The sequence below is a fragment of the Oryzobacter telluris genome, from assembly GCF_043099285.1.
Classification (GTDB): domain Bacteria; phylum Actinomycetota; class Actinomycetes; order Actinomycetales; family Dermatophilaceae; genus Oryzobacter; species Oryzobacter telluris.
The window spans coordinates 2,866,315-2,886,925 of sequence record NZ_CP170723.1; the positions used below are offsets into that span (position 1 = coordinate 2,866,315).

General features: G+C 73.3%; 21 protein-coding genes and 2 tRNA genes. 7 read left to right on the forward strand and 16 right to left on the reverse strand.

The window, feature by feature from the left end:
* Positions 1-12 precede the first annotated feature (12 nt).
* Positions 13-1,011, reverse strand: coding sequence for an NAD(P)H-dependent glycerol-3-phosphate dehydrogenase (locus ACFLFB_RS13210; RefSeq protein WP_392542642.1), 999 nt, complete (start codon positions 1,009-1,011; stop codon positions 13-15).
* A complete protein-coding gene (locus tag ACFLFB_RS13215; protein WP_392542643.1) occupies positions 1,008-1,766 on the reverse strand; it encodes a lysophospholipid acyltransferase family protein in 759 nt (252 codons plus the stop codon). Before ACFLFB_RS13215 ends, ACFLFB_RS13210 begins: the two co-directional genes overlap by 4 nt.
* A 92-nt stretch (positions 1,767-1,858) precedes the next feature.
* Between ACFLFB_RS13215 and cofC the strand changes: the two genes are divergently transcribed.
* On the forward strand, positions 1,859-2,707 hold the full coding sequence (gene cofC / locus ACFLFB_RS13220; protein ID WP_392542644.1) for a 2-phospho-L-lactate guanylyltransferase: 849 nt from the start codon (positions 1,859-1,861) through the stop codon (positions 2,705-2,707).
* Between the two features lie 96 nt (positions 2,708-2,803).
* Here the strand turns inward: cofC and ACFLFB_RS13225 are convergent, their stop codons facing one another.
* From ACFLFB_RS13225 to leuC, 3 genes are all read right to left on the reverse strand, one after another.
* Positions 2,804-3,577, reverse strand: coding sequence for an HU family DNA-binding protein (locus tag ACFLFB_RS13225; protein WP_392542645.1), 774 nt, complete (start codon positions 3,575-3,577; stop codon positions 2,804-2,806).
* A gap of 268 nt (positions 3,578-3,845) precedes the next feature.
* Positions 3,846-4,436, reverse strand: a complete 591-nt coding sequence (gene leuD, locus ACFLFB_RS13230) for a 3-isopropylmalate dehydratase small subunit (RefSeq protein WP_392542646.1) — start codon at positions 4,434-4,436, stop codon at positions 3,846-3,848.
* Positions 4,436-5,851, reverse strand: coding sequence for a 3-isopropylmalate dehydratase large subunit (leuC, locus tag ACFLFB_RS13235; protein WP_392542647.1), 1,416 nt, complete (start codon positions 5,849-5,851; stop codon positions 4,436-4,438). The genes leuD and leuC overlap by 1 nt, the downstream gene beginning before the upstream one ends.
* Positions 5,852-6,002: 151 nt before the next feature.
* On the opposite strand from leuC, the gene ACFLFB_RS13240 reads away from it, so the two are divergent.
* Both ACFLFB_RS13240 and ACFLFB_RS13245 read left to right on the forward strand, forming a co-directional pair.
* Entirely contained in the window at positions 6,003-6,746 is a 744-nt protein-coding gene (locus tag ACFLFB_RS13240; protein WP_392542648.1) for an IclR family transcriptional regulator, read from the forward strand.
* Between the two features lie 365 nt (positions 6,747-7,111).
* Positions 7,112-7,459, forward strand: a complete 348-nt coding sequence (locus tag ACFLFB_RS13245; RefSeq protein ID WP_392542649.1) for an NAD(P)-dependent oxidoreductase — start codon at positions 7,112-7,114, stop codon at positions 7,457-7,459.
* A 31-nt stretch (positions 7,460-7,490) separates the two neighbouring features.
* On the opposite strand, the gene ACFLFB_RS13250 is transcribed toward ACFLFB_RS13245, so the two are convergent.
* Complete coding sequence (locus tag ACFLFB_RS13250; RefSeq protein WP_392542650.1) at positions 7,491-7,991, reverse strand: monooxygenase family protein; 501 nt, start codon at positions 7,989-7,991, stop codon at positions 7,491-7,493.
* An 80-nt stretch (positions 7,992-8,071) separates the two neighbouring features.
* On the opposite strand from ACFLFB_RS13250, the gene ACFLFB_RS13255 reads away from it, so the two are divergent.
* On the forward strand, positions 8,072-8,680 hold the full coding sequence (locus ACFLFB_RS13255) for a MerR family transcriptional regulator (protein ID WP_392542651.1): 609 nt from the start codon (positions 8,072-8,074) through the stop codon (positions 8,678-8,680).
* Positions 8,681-8,840: 160 nt separating this feature from the next.
* Here the strand turns inward: ACFLFB_RS13255 and ACFLFB_RS13260 are convergent, their stop codons facing one another.
* The 5 genes from ACFLFB_RS13260 to gltX form a co-directional block, all read right to left on the reverse strand.
* Positions 8,841-9,752 carry a bile acid:sodium symporter family protein gene (locus ACFLFB_RS13260; RefSeq protein WP_392542652.1) on the reverse strand — a complete coding sequence of 304 codons (912 nt, stop codon included), beginning with the start codon at positions 9,750-9,752 and terminating at the stop codon, positions 8,841-8,843.
* A gap of 130 nt (positions 9,753-9,882) precedes the next feature.
* Positions 9,883-9,955: transfer RNA gene (locus tag ACFLFB_RS13265), tRNA-Glu, on the reverse strand.
* 101 nt (positions 9,956-10,056) lie between these two features.
* Positions 10,057-10,131: transfer RNA gene (locus ACFLFB_RS13270), tRNA-Gln, on the reverse strand.
* 60 nt (positions 10,132-10,191) lie between these two features.
* Positions 10,192-10,953 carry an HAD family hydrolase gene (locus ACFLFB_RS13275; protein ID WP_392542653.1) on the reverse strand — a complete coding sequence of 254 codons (762 nt, stop codon included), beginning with the start codon at positions 10,951-10,953 and terminating at the stop codon, positions 10,192-10,194.
* An 11-nt stretch (positions 10,954-10,964) separates the two neighbouring features.
* Positions 10,965-12,527 (reverse strand): glutamate--tRNA ligase, encoded by a 1,563-nt coding sequence (gene gltX / locus ACFLFB_RS13280; RefSeq protein WP_392542654.1) that lies wholly within the window; start codon positions 12,525-12,527, stop codon positions 10,965-10,967.
* Between the two features lie 71 nt (positions 12,528-12,598).
* Here gltX and ACFLFB_RS13285 point away from each other — a divergent pair, with 71 nt between their 5' ends.
* Positions 12,599-13,288 carry a DUF2306 domain-containing protein gene (locus tag ACFLFB_RS13285; protein WP_392542655.1) on the forward strand — a complete coding sequence of 230 codons (690 nt, stop codon included), beginning with the start codon at positions 12,599-12,601 and terminating at the stop codon, positions 13,286-13,288.
* 15 nt (positions 13,289-13,303) lie between these two features.
* On the opposite strand, the gene ACFLFB_RS13290 is transcribed toward ACFLFB_RS13285, so the two are convergent.
* Together ACFLFB_RS13290 and ACFLFB_RS13295 are read right to left on the reverse strand one after the other, a co-directional pair.
* On the reverse strand, positions 13,304-14,074 hold the full coding sequence (locus ACFLFB_RS13290) for a fumarylacetoacetate hydrolase family protein (RefSeq protein WP_392542656.1): 771 nt from the start codon (positions 14,072-14,074) through the stop codon (positions 13,304-13,306).
* A gap of 26 nt (positions 14,075-14,100) precedes the next feature.
* Positions 14,101-15,024: an SGNH/GDSL hydrolase family protein gene (locus tag ACFLFB_RS13295; RefSeq protein ID WP_392542657.1), complete on the reverse strand. Its 924-nt coding sequence runs from the start codon at positions 15,022-15,024 to the stop codon at positions 14,101-14,103.
* On the opposite strand from ACFLFB_RS13295, the gene ACFLFB_RS13300 reads away from it, so the two are divergent.
* Positions 15,023-15,934 (forward strand): 3-methyladenine DNA glycosylase, encoded by a 912-nt coding sequence (locus ACFLFB_RS13300; RefSeq protein WP_392542658.1) that lies wholly within the window; start codon positions 15,023-15,025, stop codon positions 15,932-15,934. The genes ACFLFB_RS13295 and ACFLFB_RS13300 overlap by 2 nt on opposite strands.
* A 110-nt stretch (positions 15,935-16,044) precedes the next feature.
* Positions 16,045-16,692, forward strand: coding sequence for a class I SAM-dependent methyltransferase (locus tag ACFLFB_RS13305; protein ID WP_392542659.1), 648 nt, complete (start codon positions 16,045-16,047; stop codon positions 16,690-16,692).
* Between the two features lie 9 nt (positions 16,693-16,701).
* Here the strand turns inward: ACFLFB_RS13305 and cimA are convergent, their stop codons facing one another.
* The 3 genes from cimA to ACFLFB_RS13320 form a co-directional block, all read right to left on the reverse strand.
* Entirely contained in the window at positions 16,702-18,294 is a 1,593-nt protein-coding gene (gene cimA, locus ACFLFB_RS13310) for a citramalate synthase (protein WP_392542660.1), read from the reverse strand.
* A gap of 344 nt (positions 18,295-18,638) precedes the next feature.
* Positions 18,639-19,520: an alpha/beta fold hydrolase gene (locus tag ACFLFB_RS13315; protein WP_392542661.1), complete on the reverse strand. Its 882-nt coding sequence runs from the start codon at positions 19,518-19,520 to the stop codon at positions 18,639-18,641.
* Positions 19,505-20,608 carry an MBL fold metallo-hydrolase gene (locus tag ACFLFB_RS13320; protein WP_392542662.1) on the reverse strand — a complete coding sequence of 368 codons (1,104 nt, stop codon included), beginning with the start codon at positions 20,606-20,608 and terminating at the stop codon, positions 19,505-19,507. Before ACFLFB_RS13320 ends, ACFLFB_RS13315 begins: the two co-directional genes overlap by 16 nt.
* Positions 20,609-20,611: the final 3 nt, after the last annotated feature.

Genomic DNA, 20,611 nt, shown 5'->3' on the forward strand with positions numbered 1-20,611 from the left:
GAGGTCGGGCCGCTAGGCCGTCTCGGCCTTGCGGGGGCGCGACAGCAGGGCAGTCACGACCTCCTGCGCGGTGCGGTCGTGCTGGATCATCGCGTCGACCTGCTCGATGATCGGCACGTCGACGCCGTGGTTGCGCGACAGCTCGAGGATGGACGTGCACGACTTCACGCCCTCGGCCGTCTGCTTGGTGACGGCGACGACCTCGGACACCGACATGCCCTGCCCGAGCCGCACGCCGAAGGAGTGGTTGCGCGACAGGGGCGACATGCAGGTGGCGATGAGGTCACCGACGCCGGCCAGGCCCGAGAACGTCGCCGCCTCGCCGCCGACCGCGAGGCCGAGGCGGATCGTCTCGGCCAGGCCGCGGGTGATGATCGACGCCTTGGAGTTGTCGCCCATCCCGAGGCCCTCGACCATCCCGACGGCGAGCGCGATGACGTTCTTCACCGCTCCGGCGATCTCGGTGCCGACGACGTCACTGGTCGTGTACGGCCGGAAGTACGGTGCGGCGCAGGCGGCGGCGACCCGCTCGGCCATCGCCTCGCTCGTGCAGGCCACGGTGGAGGCCGCCGGCTGCTTCACGGCGATCTCCCGGGCGAGGTTGGGACCGGAGACGACGACGATCCGGTCGGGCTCGACCCCGCCGACCTCGGCGATGACCTCGGACATGCGCTTGGTCGTGCCGAGCTCGACCCCCTTCATCAGGGAGACGACGGCGGCCGACGACGGCAGGACCGGACCCCAGGCGGCGAGGTTGTCGCGCAGGGTCTGCGAGGGCACCGCGAGGACGATGACGTCGGCCCCGGCACCGGCCTCGGCGGGGTCGGTGGCGGCCCGGATGGTCTTGGGCAGGCGCAGCTCGGGGAGGTAGTCCTCGTTGCAGCCGGCGTTGATCTGCGCGACGACCTCGGGGCGGCGGCCCCACATCGTCACGGTCGTGCCGGCGTCGGCGAGCACCGAGGCGAAGGCGGTGCCCCAGCTCCCCGTGCCGTAGACCGCTGCGCTCGTCATGAGGCCTCCTCGAGGGGACGGGGCTTGCCCGTCGTGGTGACGCCGTGGGCGCGGGGGTCGAACCGGGTGCTCGGGGCCCGCTCGCCGCGGACGGCCTCGAGCTCGTGGGTGAGGGCGGCCATGATGCGGGCCGTGGCCTCGGTGAGGACCTCGGCGCTCATCGGGACCTCGTACAGGTCGGTGAGGTCGACGGGGCGTCCCGCGCGCACCGTCACGGTCTTCCTCGGGAAGAGGCGCAGCCGCTTGGAGTACGGGGGCAGGACGTCCTGGGCGCCCCACGTCGCGACCGGGACCACCGGGCAGCCGGTGGTGAGGGCGACCCGCGCCGCGCCGGTCTTGCCGCGCATCGGCCACAGGCCGGGGTCGCGGGTCAGGGAGCCCTCGGGGTAGATCGCCACGGTCTTGCCGGCCTCGACCGCCTCGACGGCGGAGCGGTAGGCGTCGGACGCGCGGCCGGTCTCGCGGTGCACGGGGATCTGGTCGGCCCCGCGCAGCACCGCGCCGACGAGCGGCACGCGGAAGACCTCGATCTTGCCGAGGTAGCGCGGCGCGTACCCGTGGTCGACGAGGAAGTGCCCGAAGACGAGGGGGTCGACGTGCGAGTAGTGGTTGGTGACGACGACGAACCCGCCCTCGGCAGGCAGGTTCTCGGCACCGAACCAGCGGCGCTTGGTGAAGGCCATGAGCATCGGCCGGAGGACGGCGACGGCGAACCGGTAGGCAGGGGGCCGGGAGTGGTCCGTGGGGTTCGTCACGCGCTGCCTTCCGTGCGGGTCGGGGTCACCGCATTGTGGTCCGCGGGTGGGTCGATGTCGAGCGCGGCACGAGGTGTTGCGAGGATCGGACCGTGCGCGCACCAGAGCCCGGCTGGGCGGTCGTCGTGCCCGTCAAGGGCGGCCCGCTGGCCAAGAGCCGCCTCGACCTGCCGGTCGGTGCGCGGGCCGTGCTGGCCGAGGCCTTCGCCCGCGACACGGTCGCCGCGCTGGTGGCCGCCGATGACGTCCGGCTGGTCCTCGTCGTCACCGCCGACCCGGGCGTGCGGTCGTGGGTCCCCGCGGCCGGCGGGCTGCTCGTCGCCGACCCCGGTGGTGGTCTCGATGCCGCGGTGGCGGCCGGGGTGCGGGCCGCCCACGGGGCCGGTGCCGGCCTGGTGGCGGTCGTCCTGGGCGACCACCCGGCGCTGCGGTCCGAGGAGGTCACGACCGCCCTGGGGGCCGCGGCCGCCCACGAGCGCGCCGTGCTCGCCGACGCCGACGGCACCGGTACGGCGCTGCTGACCGGGCCCACGGGTGCGCCCCTGCCCACGGCGTTCGGCGCCGGCAGCGCGCAGGCGCACGCCTCCCTCGGGTACGTGGTCCTCGACCTCGACCTCCCGGGGCTGCGGGTGGATGTCGACGACGCCGCCTCCCTGGCCCGCGCCACTCTGCTCGGGCTCGGTCCGGCGACCCGCGAGGCGCTCGGGCGCGCTACCCTTCCCGGCGTGCAGGCCACCATCCACCGCATCGAGGACGACGGCTCCGGGTCGGCGCTGCTCGACGACGGCGTCGAGGTCGTCCTGCTCCCGGGCGCGGCCACCTCGAGCGGCCTGCGGCACCTGCGCGTCGGCCAGCGGGTGAGCGTCGAGCTCGATGACGCCGGGCGCGCGGCGACGCGCGTGTGGATCGTCGGCATCGGTCCGGGCGAGACGATCCGCTAGGCCGCGCGGGGCCGTCCTGGCTCCCGCCCCACGCCGGACACGACACCGCGGCGGCGCCGGCCTGGGGCCGGTCACCGCCGCGGTCGTGGTCGGGCGTCAGCGCTTCTTGGCCGGAGCCTTCTTCGCCGGCGCCTTCTTCGCGGGGGCCTTCTTCGCCGCCACCTTGGCCGGAGCCTTCTTGGCGGGCGCCTTCTTGGCCGGTGCCGCCTTCGCCGGGGCCTTCTTGGCCGCCGTCTTCGCGGGCGCCGCCTTGGCCGGAGCCTTCTTGGCGGGCGCCTTCTTCGCCGGTGCCGCCTTCGCGGGGGCCTTCTTCGCCGCCGCCCTGGCCAGAGCCTTCTTGGCGGGCGCCTTCTTCGCCGGTGCCGCCTTGGTGGCCGCGGCCTTGGCCGGAGCCTTCTTGGCGGGCGCCTTCCTGGCCGGTGCCGCCGCCTTGGCGGGCGCCGTCGCGGCCTTCTTCGTCGTCGCCGCAGCCTTCTTGGCGGTGGCGGCGGCGGTCGAGGCCACCTTCTTCGCGGCCTTCACCGGAGCAGCCACCGCGACGACCGCGGCACCCGCCGCGGCACGGCCCGTGGCGGGAGCCGACTTCGGCAGCCCGCTCGGCTTCTTGACGTACGACTTGAAGGAGGTGCCGGCGCGGAAGCGCGGCGCCTTGGACTTGGGGATCTTCACGGACGTCCCGGTGTGCGGGTTGCGTCCGGTGCGGGCCGCCCGCTCGACGCGGTCGAACGTGCCGAAGCCGGTGATCGAGACCTTCCCCCCGCGCACCACCTCTCGGACGATGGTGTCGAGAACGGCCTCCAGGGCGTCGTTGGCTGCCCTACGGCTGCCGAGTCGCTTCTCCAGCTCCTTGACGAGATCTGCCTTGTTCACCGTGGATTCACTCCCACTCGCGACTGGCGCCGGGGAGGCCCCGACGACGGTGTCATGCCCGGCGGTCACCGGGCCTGAGTCGACGCTAGAACTGTGGAGGCGCCGAGTCCACCTCCGAGACGGCGTGTTTTCTCCTGTGCCACACAGCGTTTCGTCAGGAAAGAGGGCCGCCGCGGCCGTCTCGGGGTGCGCCACGACCTCGGGTCACGCCACAACGGACCCCGGCACCATGCCGGAGTCCGTTGCAGGAGAACGTTTTTCGGGCCGGTCACGCCGTGACGGTGGGCTTCCACGCAGGTCGGGAGGCCTCGTAGGACGTGACGAGGTCCTCGTGGCGCAGGGTGAGGCTGATGTCGTCGAGTCCCTCGAGCAGGCGCCAGCGGGTGTACTCGTCGACCTCGAACGGGGCCACGAGCTCGCCCGCGGTGATGGTCCGGGAGACGAGGTCGACCGTGACGGAGGTGCCCGGCTGGTTCTCGAGGAGCTTCCAGAGCAGCTCGACGTCGTCCTGGCTGCACTGGGCGGTGAGCAGCCCCTGCTTGCCGCTGTTCCCGCGGAAGATGTCGGCGAAGCGCGAGGAGATGACGACCCGGAAGCCGTAGTTCATCAGCGCCCACACCGCGTGCTCGCGCGAGGAGCCCGTGCCGAAGTCGGGACCGGCCACGAGGACCGAGCCGGCCGAGAAGTTCGGGTCGTTGAGGACGAAGGTCTCGTCGTTGCGCCAGGCGGCGAACAGGCCGTCCTCGAACCCGGTGCGGGTGACCCGCTTGAGGTAGACGGCCGGGATGATCTGGTCGGTGTCGACGTTGCTGCGACGCAGTGGCACCCCGATGCCGGTGTGGGTGGTGAAGGCGTCCATCAGTGGCTCCCCTCGCTCACGGGCTCGAGATCGGCAGGGCTGGAGAGGGTTCCGCGCACGGCCGTGGCGGCCGCCACGAGCGGGCTGACGAGGTGGGTGCGCCCGCCCTTGCCCTGGCGTCCCTCGAAGTTGCGGTTCGACGTCGACGCGCTGCGCTCCCCCGGCGCCAGCTGGTCGGGGTTCATCCCCAGGCACATGGAGCAGCCGGGCAGGCGCCACTCGGCACCGGCCGCGGAGAACACCTCGTGCAGGCCCTCGCTCTCGGCCTGCAGGCGCACCCGCGCGGAGCCGGGGACGACGAGCATCCGCACGCCCTCGGCGACGTGGCGCCCCTTGATGACGTCGGCCGCGGCCCGCAGGTCCTCGATCCGGCCGTTGGTGCAGGAGCCGAGGAAGACGGTGTCGACGTGCACCTCGCGCAGCGGCGTCCCGGCCTGCAGGCCCATGTACTCCAGGGCACGGCGGGCGTTGGCCTTGTCGTTCTCGTCGGGCATGAGCTCGGGGTCGGGGACGGCGGTGCCGAGCGGTGCGCCCTGGCCCGGGTTGGTCCCCCACGTGACGAACGGGGTGAGCGTGGCGGCATCGAGGAAGACCTCCTCGTCGAACTCGGCGTCGTCGTCGCTGCGGAGCAGGGACCAGGCCTCGACGGCGGCGTCCCAGTCGGCTCCGGTCGGGGCGTGGTCGCGGCCCTTGAGGTACTCGAAGGTCGTCTCGTCGGGGGCGATCATCCCGGCGCGGGCGCCGGCCTCGATCGACATGTTGCACACCGTCATCCGCGCCTCCATCGACAGGGCGCGGATGGCGCTGCCGCGGTACTCCAGGACGTAGCCCTGGCCACCGCCGGTGCCGATCTTGGCGATGACGGCGAGGACGACGTCCTTGGCGGTGACGCCGTCGGGCAGGTCGCCCTCGACGGTGACGGCCATCGTGCGGAAGGGCTTGAGCGGCAGGGTCTGCGTGGCGAGGACGTGCTCGACCTCCGAGGTGCCGATGCCGAACGCCAGCGCACCGAACGCGCCGTGGGTGGAGGTGTGGCTGTCACCGCAGACGACGGTCATGCCCGGCTGGGTCAGGCCCAGCTGTGGACCGACGACGTGCACGATGCCCTGCTCGGCGTCGCCCATCGGGTAGAGGCGGACCCCGAACTCCTCGCAGTTGCGGCGGAGCGTCTCGACCTGGGTGCGGCTCACCGGGTCGCTGATGGGGCCCGGGGTCGTGGGGACGTTGTGGTCCTCGGTCGCGAGGGTGAGGTCGGTGCGGCGCACGGGGCGCCCGGCGAGGCGCAGGCCGTCGAAGGCCTGGGGGCTCGTCACCTCGTGCAGGAGGTGGAGGTCGATGTAGAGCAGGTCGGGCTCGCCCTCGCTGCGTCGCACGACGTGCGACTCCCACACCTTCTCGGCCAGCGTTCCGGCCATCCTCGACACCTCCACAGTCGCGCCCCCCGGTCCGGGCGGGCACTCGTCTCACGGCACGACGGCGCCTCGTGCGCCCTCGCCCTGTCGAGGTTTCCACCGTTGTCGGTCGGATGGACGTGCGTCTCAGAGGCTGGGACGCTAATATCAAGACATGGACAACACTTCAGGGGTCGGCGTCCTCGACAAGGCCGCCATCGTCCTCAGTGCCCTCGAGGCCGGGCCGTCGACCCTCGCGCAGCTCGTCACGGCCACCGGACTGGCCCGCCCGACGGCCCACCGCCTCGCCGTGGCGCTCGAGCACCACCGCCTCGTCACGCGCGACCTGCAGGGCCGCTTCGTCCTCGGCCCGCGCCTCGGCGAGCTCGCCGCGGCCGCCGGTGAGGACCGGTTGCTCGCCGCCGCGGGCCCCGTCCTCGGTGCGCTGCGCGACCACACCAACGAGAGCGCCCAGCTCTTCCGCCGCCAGGGCGAGTACCGCGTGTGCGTCTCGGCCGCCGAGCGCCCGGTCGGCCTGCGCGACTCCATCCCCGTGGGCGCCACCCTGTCGATGCGCGCCGGGTCGGCCGCCCAGGTGCTGCTCGCGTGGGAGGAGCCCGACCGGCTGCACCGTGGCCTCCAGGGCGCGGCCTTCACCGCCACGGCTCTGTCCGGCGTGCGCCGCCGCGGCTGGGCCCAGAGCGTCGGCGAGCGCGAGCCCGGCGTCGCGTCGGTCTCGGCCCCGGTCCGCTCCCCCTCGGGGCGCGTCATCGCCGCGGTCTCGATCTCCGGCCCCATCGAGCGGCTCTCCCGCCAGCCCGGACGCCTCCACGCCGCCACGGTCATCGCCGGCGCGGGCAAGCTCACCGAGGTGCTGGCCCGCCATGCCGCGCAGCAGGAGCAGCAGAACAACGCCTGACCCCGCACCGGGCCCGCCGCGCCCCCACGGGGCCGTCCCGCGGGCTCTGGTCCACTCGGTGGGCGCTGGTCGATGCGCGGGGATGGCGTTGCGTACGCGCCGCCATCGCCGCACTTCACCGCCATCCGGGCGGCGCGAGTGGGCGTCCCGCGGGCTCTGGTCCACCCCGTGGGCTCTGGTCGATGTGCGGGGATGGCGTTGCGCACGCGCCGCCATCGCCGCACTTCACCGGCACCCGGGCCCCGCGACGCGAACCGGAGCCACCGGGCGATGCAACACGGAGTTCACATTCGGGTGCCCCGATGGCAACACCGAGCGGCCAGTCTTCGACTGAGCCCGCCGGATGTCCGCCCGAGGAGTCGCCCATGTCCCTCACCCCCGCCCAGCGCATCGCCGTCCGCGACCGCACCCGGCTGCTCGGCTTCCCGCGGACCGGCCGGCGGGCGATCGTCGTCGGAGGTGGCATCACGGCTGCGCGCCGAGCCGCGGCCCTGACCAGGTCGTCCTCACCGGTCACGGTCTTCGCACCGGCGTTGTGCGACGACGTCTTCGACCTGCTCGCCGAGCGCCTCGTCACGTGGGAGAACCGCTGGCCCACGCAGACCGACCTCGCCGACGCCTGGCTGGTGCACGCCGCGACCGGGGACCCCGAGCTCGACGCCCGGGTCTGCGCGTGGGCGCAGAGCCTGCGCACCACCGCGCTCACCGCCTGACGCGCGCCGCGCGCCCTCGCCCTCGACGACGTCAAGCGGCGCCGGGCCGACCCATCCGCTCTCGCGCGGTCTCGCCGCGCCGGCCGACCGGCATCGTGCCCGACAGCCCCGCGAGGCCGAACGGCTTCGGGCCGGAGTAGATGCTCTCGACCCCGCCGGGCGGCACCGTGTACGTCTCGTGCCAGATCGTCACGGCGCCCGGGTCGCCCTTGGCCACGCGGTAGAACTCGACCCAGGCCGGACGGTGCTCGAGCGGGGTGGCGTTCGCGTAGGCGTAGATGTCCTCGACGCTGCGCCACCACTGGATGACCGTGGGGCCGCTGAGGTCGAGCGTGGTGCGGCTGCCGAGGTAGCCCAGGTGCTCGGCCTCCCCCCGCTCGGCCGCCGCCTTGTTCTCCTCGAGCTGGGCGATCATCTTCGGCATCGCGGCGCCGACCTGCTTGACGATGCGCAGTTTCCACGGCTTGTGGACCCGGACCCCGATGAGGAAGAGGGCCAGCGGCCCGTCGTAGGCGTGGGTGACGCGGTCCATGGCGACGCTCCTGTTGGATAGTGTTGCTGTCTGACGTCCCATGATGGATAGTGTCACTATCCGATGTCAAGGAGGAAACGGTGCGGATCTCGGAGCTCGCCACCGAGAGCGGTGTCCCCGTCCACACGCTGAAGTACTACCTGCGTGAGGGGCTGCTCATGCCGGGCCTCGCCCAGAGCCGCACCCGTGCCGACTACGGGCCCGAGCACCTCGACCGCGTGCGGCTGGTGCGCGCGCTCGTGGAACACGGTGGGGTCGGCATCGCCGGGGTGCACCGCATCGTCGAGGCGCTCGACAGCCCTCCCCCCTCACCGCACGAGGTCCTCGGCGTCGCCCACGGCGCCCTCGTCGGCGCGACCGAGGAGGACGCCCCCGAGCCCGACGCCGACGTCAGGGAGTTCGTCGCCCGGCTCGGCTGGGGGGTCGAGGACTGCCAGCCGATCGTGCAGCTGCTGGCCGACGCCGTGCTGCGCGCACGGGCCGCGGGCATCCCCCTGCCGGACGAGGACCTCGAGCGCTACGCCCTCGCCATGCGAGCGGCCGCCGAGGTCGACCTCGAGGTCGCCGGGCGGGCGCGCTCGACCGAGGAGGCGATGCGCATCGTCGTCCTCGGCACCGTGCTCGTCGACCCCGTGCTGCTCGCCCTGCGCCGCCTCGCCCAGACCGCCGAGAGCGCCGCCCGCATCTGACCCGCGACCTGCCCCACCCGACCCGCCGCCCGCATCCCACTGCCCTCAGCCGCGTCCTCCCGCCTGGTACGTGGGGTGATCACCCCACCTACCAGGCGGTAGGACGCGATGGAGGTCGGGGCAGAGGGGCGCCGCCGGGGAGGCGGATGCGGGGGCGTCGTCAGTGGATGTCGCGGGCGGGCTCGGGCTCGGCGTCGTGGTCGCGCGCCGGGATGCCGGCGAGGACTCCGGTGCGGCTGAGGACGAACCCGAACAGGGCGGCGACGGGGAACATGACGATGCCGTAGACGGCCGGCGGCACCCCGATCGTCGTGTTGCCGAGGACGGTGAGCGCCACCGCGATCGCGAGCGTGCTGTTGTGGATGCCGATCTCGAACCCGCTCGCCACGCACTGCGCCGGCGTGAGCCCGAGCAGCCGCGGCACGAAGAACCCGATGGTCAGCGACAGGGCACAGAACACGGTGGTGACCAGGCCCACCTGGGCGAAGTACTCGCCGACGTTCTCCTCCCCCAGGATCGCGCCGACCACCACGAGCAGGAGGATGACGGCCGAGGCGATGCGCACCGGCCGGTCGGCCGCCTGCGCGAACTGCGGTGCGCGAGAGCGCACCAGCATCCCGATCGCCACCGGCACGAGGACGATCGCGAAGACCTGCACCATCTTCCCCAGCTGGACGCCCACGCCGCTCGAGTCCCCCAGGTACCGCGCGATGGCGAGGTTGACGACCACCGGCAGGGTGATGAGCGCCAGCACCGAGTTCACCGCCGTGAGGGTGATGTTGAGGGCGACGTCGCCGCGGAAGAGGTGGCTGAACATGTTGGCGGTGGTCCCGCCGGGCGAGGCCGCGAGCAGGAGCAGACCGACGGCCAGCTCGGGAGCCAGCCCCGCGACCTCCGCGATGGCGAAGCCCAGCAGCGGCAGCAGCACCACCTGCACCCCGAGGATGATGGCGACCGCGCGCGGGTGGCGGGCCACCCGCCGGAAGTCGTCGGGCGTCAGGGACAGTACGAGCCCGAACATGATGACGGCGAGCGCGGCGGGGAGTCCGACCGAGACGAGTGCCGAGTCCACAGGTCCTCCGTGGGGCCGTGGGCGCGTCGTCGCGCCGGAGGCGCCGATCATGGCGAACTCACAGGTTCGGGTCAAGGACCACCGGACACGACGAAGGCCCGGTCCGCATGGACCGGGCCTTCGACCGATGTAGCCCCGACGGGATTCGAACCCGCGCTACCGCCTTGAGAGGGCGGCGTGCTAGGCCACTACACAACGGGGCCTCGGCTGCGCCGGGCCGCTCGGAAGCGGCCGGGCAACGGAGAAGAACCTTACCGAACGGCGTGGATTTCTCCGAATCGCTTCCGGCAGATGCCGGGAGCGATGGCTGGGGTACCAGGACTCGAACCTAGAACGGATGAACCAGAATCACCAGTGTTGCCAATTACACCATACCCCATGGGGTATGCCGTCCGTGTCCCGCCGGGGCGGGCGCCGAGCGGCGAACCGAGTGGAGATACTACCCAGCCCCTCCCCCGCCTCCCAAATCGCGCAGCGCCACCAGCTCGTCGAGGCCGCGCACCACGGGGATCCCGCGCGCGACGACCTCGGCGTGGGCCGTGGCCTCGGGCTCGCCCTCGCGCACGAGCCACGCCGCGGGCATCCCGGCGTCGGCGGCACCGAGCGGGTCGGTGCGCACCTCGTCGCCGACGTAGCCCGTCCTCGAGGGGTCCGTGCCCAGCCGGCGGCACGCCTCGTGGAAGGCCCGCGGGTCGGGCTTGCCGACGCCGAGCGTGTCGGTGCTGCAGACGACCGCGAACAGCCCGCCCAGGCCCGCAGCCTCGAGCTTGGCCAGCGTGTACACCGACGAGGAGTTCGTGAGGATGCCGACCGCGACGCCGGAGCGGTGTAGCGCCTCGAGGGCGGGGCGCACGTCCGGGAACGCGTCCAGCGCCCCGAGGAAGGCCGGCTCGTACGCCGCCTCGAACCGGTCCCAGAGGTCGTCGTCGACGTCCTGCTCGAGCCAGGTCGCCAGCTCGGCGATGCGGGCGCGACGCATCTCGGCGAACTCGAGCTCGCCTCGGGTGTAGGCGGCGAAGTGCCCCTCCGGGTCGTCGCGGAACCGGATGCCGGCGCGCGCCACGCGGTCGGGGTCGGCGCCGGGCCAGAGCACGGCGGCCGCCTCGGCTCCGGCGAGGTGCATCGCCGCGCGGGTGTCGTAGAGCGTGTCGTCGGCGTCGAGGAGCACGCCCTCGACGCCGGCCCAGGTGGGGGCCGACACGTCGGCGACCGTCACAGCTGGGCGCGCAGGGCGTGGAGGCGGGTGAGCGTCGCGGTCTTGCCGAGGATCTCCATCGACTCGAAGAGCGGCGGCGAGACCCGCCGTCCCGAGACGGCCGTGCGCAGCGGACCGAAGGCGAACTTCGGCTTGATGCCGAGCCCGTCCACGACGGCTTCGCGCAGCGCGGCCTCGATGGGCGCCGCCGTCCACGAGGCGTCGGAGCCCAGGACGCCGGTGTGCTCGTCGGGCAGCGCGGCCAGGGCGGTGGCGGCGGCGTCGAGGACCTGCGCCGCATCCTCCTTCAGCTGGGCGCGGGCGTCGTCGGCGATCTCGACGGCGTCGTCGGGCACGTAGAACGGCGCGACGAGGTCGGTGGCCTCGGTGAGGTGCACCATCCGGGTCTGGATGAGCTCGGTCACCGAGCGCAGGCGAGCCAGCTCGCCGAGCGACGGGTTGCCGCTGAGGACGCCGTCGGCCTCGAGGAATGGCAGCAGGCGCGAGGCGAGGTCGCCCACCTCGAGCCGGCGGACGTGCACGCCGTTGAGCCAGTCGAGCTTCTTGAGGTCGAAGATCGGCCCGACCGGGTTGACGTTCTTCCAGTCGAAGCGCGCCGAGAACTCCTCGGGCGTGAAGACCTCGACGTCCTCCCCCTCGGCCCCCTCGGCCGGCGGGTAGGCCAGCAGGGCGAGGAAGTTGACGAGCGCCTCGGGCAGGTAGCCCTGCTCCTGGAACCAGGTGAGGCGGGCGGCGGGGTTCTTGCGCTTGGAGATCTTCGACTTGTCGGTGTTGCGCAGCAGCGGCATGTGCGCGAACCGCGGCGGCTCGAGGCCGAGCCACTGGTAGAGCAGCACGTGCTTCGGGGTCGAGGAGATCCACTCCTCGCCGCGCACGACGTGGGTGATGCCCATCTCGTGGTCGTCGACGACGACGGCGAGGTGGTACGTGGGGAACCCGTCGGCCTTGAGGATGACCTGGTCGTCGGGGCGCGGGGCCGACACGCGGCCGCGGATGAGGTCGTCGAAGACGAGCGGCGCGTCATCGGGGATGAGCATCCGGACGACCGGCGTCTCGGAGAAGCCGGGGAGGGCGCGGCGCTCGTCCTCGCTCTTGCCGACGCAGAGCCGGTCGTAGCCGGTCGGCTGCTTGAGGCGCTGCTGCTCCTCGCGCATCGCGGCGAGGCGCTCGGTGGAGCACCAGCAGTGGTACGCCTTGCCGTCCGCGAGGAGGCGCTCGACGTAGGGGCGGTAGGTGTCGAGCCGCTCGCTCTGGCGGTAGGGGGCGCAGGGGCCACCGATGTCCGGACCCTCGTCCCAGGTGAGGCCCAGCCAGCGCAGGGTGTCGAAGACCTGCTGCTCGGAGTCGGCGCGGAAGCGGGCACGGTCGGTGTCCTCGATGCGCAGGAGGAAGCGGCCGCCCTGCTGGCGCACGAAGGCCAGGTTGAACAGGGACATGTAGGCGGTGCCGACGTGGGGGTCGCCGGTGGGCGACGGCGCGACGCGCAGGCGGACGGGTCCGGGGAGGTCTCCGGCCGGGGGCGCGAGGGGCGCCGAGGTCTCAGGGGTGTGCTCGCTCATGGTGGGTCCAGCGTAGTGACGCCGTGGCGGACCGGTGGCGCCCGGCCCGTCCGTCGCGGGAGACTTCGGCCATGTCCGACTCGGGCGCCAGGGGGCGCGAGGGGGCGGCGCCGGTCCGGGGGCTCACGGTCGTCGTCGCGGTGCTGACGACGATCGTGCTCGTGTTCGTCGTGCGGCGGGTGGCGGGCGACTGGCCGCACATCCTCGACGGGACGGTCCCCGACGACGACCTCGCGGAGTCGTACGTCGCGCACCCGTGGCTCGCCTACACGCACATCGTGCCGGGCGTCGTGTACCTGCTCGGGGCGCCCCTCCAGCTGTCGCGGAGGTTCCGGACGCGGCACTACACCGCGCACCGTCGGCTGGGACGGGTGCTGGTGGCGTGCGCGCTCGTCAGCGGGGTCCTCGCGGTGGTGCTCGGCATCGTCTTCGCGTGGGGTGGGGTCGCGGAGACGCTGGCGAGCCTGCTGTTCGGGACCTGGTTCGTCGTGTGCCTCGTGCGGGCGGTGGTCGCCATCCGCGGCGGCCGCGTGGCCGAGCACCGGCGGTGGATGGTGCGGGCGTTCGCGGTCGGGACCGGCATCGCGTCGATCCGGATCTGGGTGGGCATCTTCACCGGCATCCAGCTGGGGGTGCTGGGGATGCACGACGAGACCTTCCCCATCCCCTCGACGTTCGGCCTGGCGTTCTGGCTCGGGCTGGGCCTGCACGTCCTGGTCGGCGAGTGGTGGCTGCGCCGCACCCCGGCCCTCGACGCCTGACCCGCCGCCCGAGGGTCAGTGGCGGACGAAGGGGTTGGACAGGACCCCGATGCCGTCGATGTCGACGTCGACCCGCTGGCCGCCCTCGACCAACCCGACACCCGCAGGCGTCCCGGTGAGGATGACGTCGCCCGGAAGGAGCGTGAACGCCTTGGACGCGAACGAGATCAGCGCCGCGGTGCCGTGCACCATGTCGGACGTCGGCCCGTCCTGGACGACCTCGCCGTCGAGGCGGGTGACGATGCGCTGCTCGGAGGGGTCGAGGTCGGTCTCGATCCACGGGCCGAGCGGGCAGAAGGTGTCGAACCCCTTGGCCCGGGCCCACTGGCCGTCGCTGCGCTGGAGGTCGCGGGCCGTGACGTCGTTGGCCACCGTGTAGCCGAACACCACACCGAGCGCGTCCTCGGGCTCGACGTCCTTGCACAGCCGCCCGATGACGACGGCGAGCTCGCCCTCGTACGAGACCTCCTGCGTCTGGGGAGGGAGGACGACCGGGTCGCCGGGGCCGATGACCGCGGTGTTCGGGACGAGGAACATCAGCGGCGTCGACGGCGCCTCCCCGCCCATCTCGGCGGCGTGGTCGGCGTAGTTCTTGCCGATGCCGATGACCTTGCTGCGCGGGATGACCGGCGCGAGCAGGCGGACGTCATCGAGCTCGTGGACCGTGCCGGTGAGCTCGATCCGCTGGTAGAGCGGGTCGCCGGTGATCTCGGCGATCTTCTCGCCAGCCCCGTCGACGAGCCCGTACACCGGGTCGTCGCCCGTCGTGAACCTCGCGATGCGCATGGCTCCCACCCTAGGACCGGTGCGCCTCAGCCGCTGACGCCGGCCTTGCTCGCCGCCTCGGCGACGACGCGCGCCACCGTGGCCGCGCCCTCGTCGGAGAAGTGGATGTCGCGGGCGGTGCACAGGTTGGTGAGCGTGCACACCCGCGCGGCGTTCTCGGGGACGGTGCGCCCGCCGATGGTGGTGGGCGTCGTGTCGTTGGTGCCGAACGCCTCGTCGAGCCCGACGAACGTGGCGCCGGCGCCCTTGGCCGACTTCTCGATGGTCGTGCTCAGCCGGGTGTACGCCTTCGCGGCGGCGTCGATGCCCTTGATCGGCTGGTCGAGCGCCTTGGCCGCGACCCAGGGGTTGTAGTAGCCGATGACGAGGACGGGCACGTCGCCCCCCGCCGCCTTCGTGAGCCGCTGGAGGATCCTGGGCAGGTTGGTGCCCACCGTCTTCACGCCCTGGTCGACGCAGGCGGCGTCGATGCCGGCCTCGATCCGCACGCAGCGCAGCAGGTCGTTGCCGCCGATGTCGATGGTGACCAGCCCGACGTTGCCCTTGGCCGCCTCGAGCACCTGCTCGGCCTGCGCGATCTGGCTCCCGGCGTCGAACGTGCACTTGCCTCCCTTGAGCAGGGAGGTCGTCGTCTCACCGCTGCACCCGAGGTTCTCCAGGCGCAGGTCGGCGCCGTCGCCCGCGAGCCGGTTGGCCGCCAGCGCGGGGTAGGCGGAGTCGCGCAGCTCTGCCCCGCCCGGCTGGTACCCGGCCGCGAGGGAGTCACCGAGCGCGACGTAGAGCGGCGCGTCGGCCGAGGCGGACTCGGACGGCTCCGGCTCGGTCGTGGCGCTGGAGGCCGTGGTCGGCGCGACGCTCGGCGGCGCCGGCTCGGGGTCGCCACCGCACCCGGACAGCACGAGGGTCACGGCGGCCACCGCGGCGGCAGCGGTCAGGGCGGTTCGGCTCATGGCTCCTCGTTACGGTGGTGGGGTGTCGGGCACCATCCTCTCCCTCAGCGACTGGCAGGCCCTCGAGGGTTCCCATGTCGCGCGGGTCGATGCCGCCACCGCGCCGCACCGCGAGCGCCGCGGCGACGGCCGCACCCACCCGGTCGAGGACTTCCTGTTCCGCTACTACCACCACTCCCCCGCGCACCTGCGCCGCTGGCACCCCGGGGCGGGCGTCGTCCTCGAGGGCGCCGCAGGGCTGCCGCGGGCCGACTGGCGGCACTACGCGGTCGTCGGTGACGACGTCACCCTCGACGTCCCCGCCTTCCTCGAGGCCCGCGGTCCGGCGGTGCGGTTCGTCCGCTCCCTCCTCACCGCCACGCTCTCCCGGCCGGCCCAGCTCGGCTGCTTCGGCCTCCACGAGTGGGCGATGGTCTACCGCACCGAGCCCGACGACGTTCGCCACGCGAGCTGGCCGCTGCGGCTGGGCTCCGGCGGCACCGACGAGGTCGTCGAGCGCCACGGCATCCGCTGCTCGCACTTCGACGCCTTCCGCTTCTTCACGGACGACGCCCGCCCGCGCAACGCCCTCCAGCCCTCGCGCGAGGAGCAGGTGGCGCTCGAGCAGCCGGGCTGCCTCCACGCCGGGATGGACGTCTACAAGTGGGCGTTCAAGCTGACCCCGCTCGTGCCGAGCGACCTCGTCGCCGACGCGTTCGACCTCGCCCGCGAGATCCGCGTCCTGGACATGGAGGCCTCGCCGTACGACCTGCGCGAGCTGGGGTACGACCCCGTGCCCATCGAGACCGCCGAGGGCAAGGCGGCCTACCTCGAGCGCCAGCGCTCGTTCGCGCAGCGCTCCAACGCCCTGCGCCGCCGGCTCGTCGACGTCATCGACGCGGCCGTGACCGCCCCCCTCACCCGGCACTGAGCAGCGGACCGGGGGTCGCCCAGCAGCCCACCGCCGACGGCACCGTGCGAGAATCCGTGGTCGAGCCAGGCCCCACACCGGGCGACACCGAACCCCACGGGAGCACTCCAGTGCAGCCACCGCAGCAAGCCGTCTACGAGGACAACCGACGCGAGGAGGTCGCCCGCCACATCCCGGCCGGCGCCACGTCGGTCCTGGAGGTCGGCTGCGGCAAGGGCGGCTTCGGCCTGGCCCTGCGCGACGCCCTCGGCCCGCAGGCGCGCATCGTCGGGGTCGAGGCGATGCCGGAGCAGGCCGTGATGGCCGCCGAGGGACACGGCTTCGACGCCGTCTCCACCGGCTACTTCCCCGACGCCCTCCCCGAGGGCGAGGGGCCCTTCGACCTCGTCGTCTTCAACGACGTCCTCGAGCACGTCCTCGAGCCCGAGGACATGCTGCGCGACCTGCACGCCCACCTCGCCCCGCGGGCCCGCGTCCTCGCCGCCATCCCGAGCATCCAGTACGCCCCGGTGGTCTGGCGGCTCGTCCGCGGCCGCTGGGACTACGCCGACATCGGCACCCTCGACCGCACCCACGTCCGCTTCTTCACCGCGGCCACGATGTGCGAGATGTTCGAGCGCGCCGGCTACGAGGTCGAGTCGTGCACCGGCGAGAACAGCGTCGGCCGCTTCCTGCCCAAGCTCGCCAAGCCGTTCGTGCGCCTCCTGGGCAACTCCCAGTACGTGCACTTCGTCATCGTCGCCCGCCGCCGCGCCTGAGCGCCGCGGTCAGCGCGGCGACACCCCGGCGCGCACCAGCCCGTAGGTCACCGACTCCACGAGGGCGTCCCACGACGCCTCGAGGATGTTGGCCGCGACCCCGATCGTCGTCCACGACGTCGTGCCGTCGGACGTCTCGATGAGCACGCGGGTCACCGCGTCGGTGCCGTGCGCGGCATCGAGGATGCGGACCTTGTAGTCGATGAGCTCGAGGTGGCGGATCTCCGGGTAGGCCGACGACAGCGAGACGCGCAGCGCGTGGTCGAGGGCGTTGACCGGGCCGTTGCCCTCCCCCGTCTCCACGAGCCGCTCGCCGGCCGCGCGAAGCTTGACCGTGGCCTCGGACAGCGCGTCGTCGGTCCCGCGCCCGTCGGTGATGACGCGCCACGACTCGACGGTGAAGTAGTCGGGCAGTGCACCCTCGATCTCGCGGCGCAGCAGCAGCTCGAAGCTCGCGTCGGCGGCGTCGAAGGTGTACCCGCGCAGCTCCTTCTCCTTCACCGTGTTGAGGACGCGCGCCAGCGTCGAGCGGTCCTGCTCCACGGTGGGGTCGAGGTCGAGGCCCAGCTCGCGCGACTTCAGCTCGATGGAGGCGCGACCGGCCATGTCGGACACCAGCATCCGCATGTCGTTGCCCACGTGCTTGGGGTCCATGTGCTGGTAGAGGTCGGGGTCGACCTTGATGGCGCTGGCGTGCAGCCCGGCCTTGTGGGCGAACGCGCTCGAGCCGACGTACGGCTGGCGCGAGTAGGCCGGCACGTTGGTGACCTCGGCGATGGCGTGGGCGATCCGCGTCGACTCCTGGAGGCGGTGCGGCTCGATGAGGGCGAGGCCCTTCTTGAGCTGGAGGTTGGCGACGACGGTGAGGAGGTCGGCGTTGCCGGTGCGCTCCCCGTACCCGTTGACGGTGCCCTGCACGTGGGTCGCGCCGGCGCTCACCGCGGCCATCGAGTTGGCCACGGCGCAGCCGGTGTCGTTGTGGCAGTGGATGCCGATGCGCGCGCCGGTGGACTGCACGACGTCGTGGACGACGTCGGCGACGAGGTCGGGGAGCATGCCGCCGTTGGTGTCGCACAACGCGATCACCTCCGCGCCGGCCTCGGCCGCCACCCGCACGGCTTCGAGCGCGTAGGCGCGGTCGGTGGCGTAGCCGTCGAAGAAGTGCTCGGCGTCGAGGAAGACGCGCCGGCCCTCCGAGCGCAGGAAGGAGACGGTGTCGCGGATCATCTCGAGGTTCTCCGCGAGGGTGGTGCGCAGCGCCCGCTCGACGTGGCCGGTGTGGGACTTCGCGACGAGCGTGACGACCTGTGCCTGGCTGTCGAGCAGCGCGCCGACGAGGGGGTCGCGGTCGGCCCGGCCCCCGGCCCGGCGCGTGGCCCCGAACGCGGCGAGCGTGGCGTTCTTCAGCCGCAGGTCGGTGGCGGCGCGCGCGAAGAACTCGGTGTCCTTGGGGTTCGCGCCCGGCCACCCGCCCTCGATGAAGCCGACTCCGAGGTCGTCGAGGTGCGCCGCGATGGCCAGCTTGTCGGCCACCGACAGGTTCAGGCCCTCCTGCTGGGCCCCGTCGCGCAGCGTGGTGTCGTACACGTGCAGGTCGGTCATGGTCTCGATCCGATGTCGTGCCGGTCACCCGGCGTCCGTGGCCCCGGCCCGTGAGGGCCGGGGCGCTGACGTGCGTGCTGCTCGTGTCCATTGTCCGACCGGCGCTGCCGCCGCGCCCCCCGGGGTGGTGGAGGCGCGACCCCTGCCCACCGGGGGCGACCTCCACGAGACGCTCCCGACAAGCAAAAGACCCCCCGGGTGCGGGAGGTCTGCGCGACGAGGAGGTCTCGTCGCGCTAGTCGATAATGATCGCGGTGGTGGCCGCGGCACGAAGCGTCACGCGCCCACCATGCCACGGCTCCCGGCCCCTCGCCCATGGTTCGTCCACATCGTGGCCACCGGTCTCAGCCCGGGGCGGCGGGGGTGGTGAGGGTGCGCAGCCAGCGCAGCACGGGGTCGGCGGCCACCGACGGCCAGTAGACCTCCTGGTGGTCCACGCCCTCGAGGACCGCGACCGTGGTCGGGTGGCCGGCCTCGTCGAGGGCCACGCCGAAGTCGGTGGTGAACCGGTCGTCGACGACGTCGTCGTCGGTCCCGTGGAGCAGGAGGAACGCCACGTCGGGGCTCCGGTCGGCGAGCAGCAGGGGGTTGGCGGCCGCCCAGCGGGCGTCGTCGTCGCGGTACGGCGACCCGAGGAGCGCCTCGGCCGGCTCGGCGAACCGGCGGATGTCGTAGGGCCCCGCGAGCCCGATGACGGCGTCCGGCTCGACGCGCTCGTCACGGCAGCCGGGGTCGAAGGCCTCGGGCGTCAGGGCCGCCACGGCGGCCAGGTGCGCCCCCGCCGAGTGGCCCAGCAGCACGACCGGCCCGGGCTCGATGTCGTGCTCGCGTGCGGTGGCGACCCCGTCGGCCAGGGCGCACAGGACGTCCTCGACCGGCACCGGCCACGTCGCCCCGTCGTCGGCGACCCGGACCCGCGCCGGCATCGCGAACACCCCGCCCTCGGCGAGGGCCGCCGCGAGGGCCTGGTACCCGTCGGTGCCGGACGACCGCCACGACCCTCCGGGGACGATGACGACGACCGGCGCCGTCGTGGCCCCCCGCGGGACGTGCGGGTACGCCATCAGGCCGGGGAGGTACTCGTGCCCCTCCGGAGCAGCGACCGCGCCGGGTGGCGCCGGCGCCGGACCGGTCGGCGCCTGGGCGCAGGCCGCGAGGACGGCCACCGCCACGGCGGCCGCGGCGAGGGGTCCTCCTCGCCGGGCCACGGTCAGGCGAGCTCCCACCAGGCGTCGAGGGCGGGCGGCTCGGACACGTCGACGCGCTCGCCCACGCGGGGCACCGCGACGGGGACCCCGTTCGAGGCCGCGGCGACGAGGAGGCGCTCCACCGGCTCGGCCCACGGGTGCGGGGCGAGGACGAACGTGCACCAGTGGATCGGCATGAGCAGGCCACCGCGCAGCTGCAGGGTCGCCTCCACGGCCTCCTCGGGGTCGAGGTGGATGTCGCGCCAGGCGGGGTCGTACGCCCCCACGGCCATGAGGGAGACGTCGAACGGGCCGTGCTCGGCACCGATGCGCTCGTACCCCGGGAAGTACCCGGTGTCGCCGCTGAAGAAGACCTTCCCGCTGGGGCCGGACAGCACCCACGACGCCCACAGGGTGCCGTCCCGCCGCAGCCCGCGACCGGAGAAGTGCTGGGCCTCCACGGCCGTGACGCGCACGCCGCCGACGTCGTGGCCGTCCTCCCAGTCGCACTCGAGCACCCGGTGCGCCGGGACGCCCCACGCGTCGAGGTGGGCGCCGACGCCGAGCGGCACGAGGAACACGGCGTCGCTCTGCCCGGCGAGCGCCTTGATGGTGTCCATGTCGAGGTGGTCGTAGTGGTCGTGCGAGATGACGACGGCGTCGACGTGCCCGATCTCGCTGAGCGGCACCGGAACCGCGTGCAGCCGCTTGGGACCGACGTGGCGGCTCGGCGAGCACCGGTCACCCCACACGGGGTCGAGGAGGAGGCGCACGCCGTCGAGCTCGACGAGGGCCGACGCGTGGCCGAACCACGTGACGTGCAGGCCGGTGGTCGCCGGCGCGCGCGACGCGCTGACGACCGGGATCGGCTGCTTCGGCTTGCGGGTGTCGGCGTTGTCGCGGAACCGGCGCAGGACGTCGCGCTGGCTCGTCGGCATCGAGGACGTGCCGCGGTGGGTGTTGTGGAACGCCCCGGCCCGGTACTGCGCGGAGCGGTTGAGGCGATCCAGGCGCGACCCGGCGGGGCGTCCTCCGATGGAGGCGTTGACGTCCTTGCCGGCGACGGCCAGGGCGCCGAGGGCGCTGGCGGCGCCCGCGGCGATCGCGAGTCGGTTGAGCTTGGTCACCCG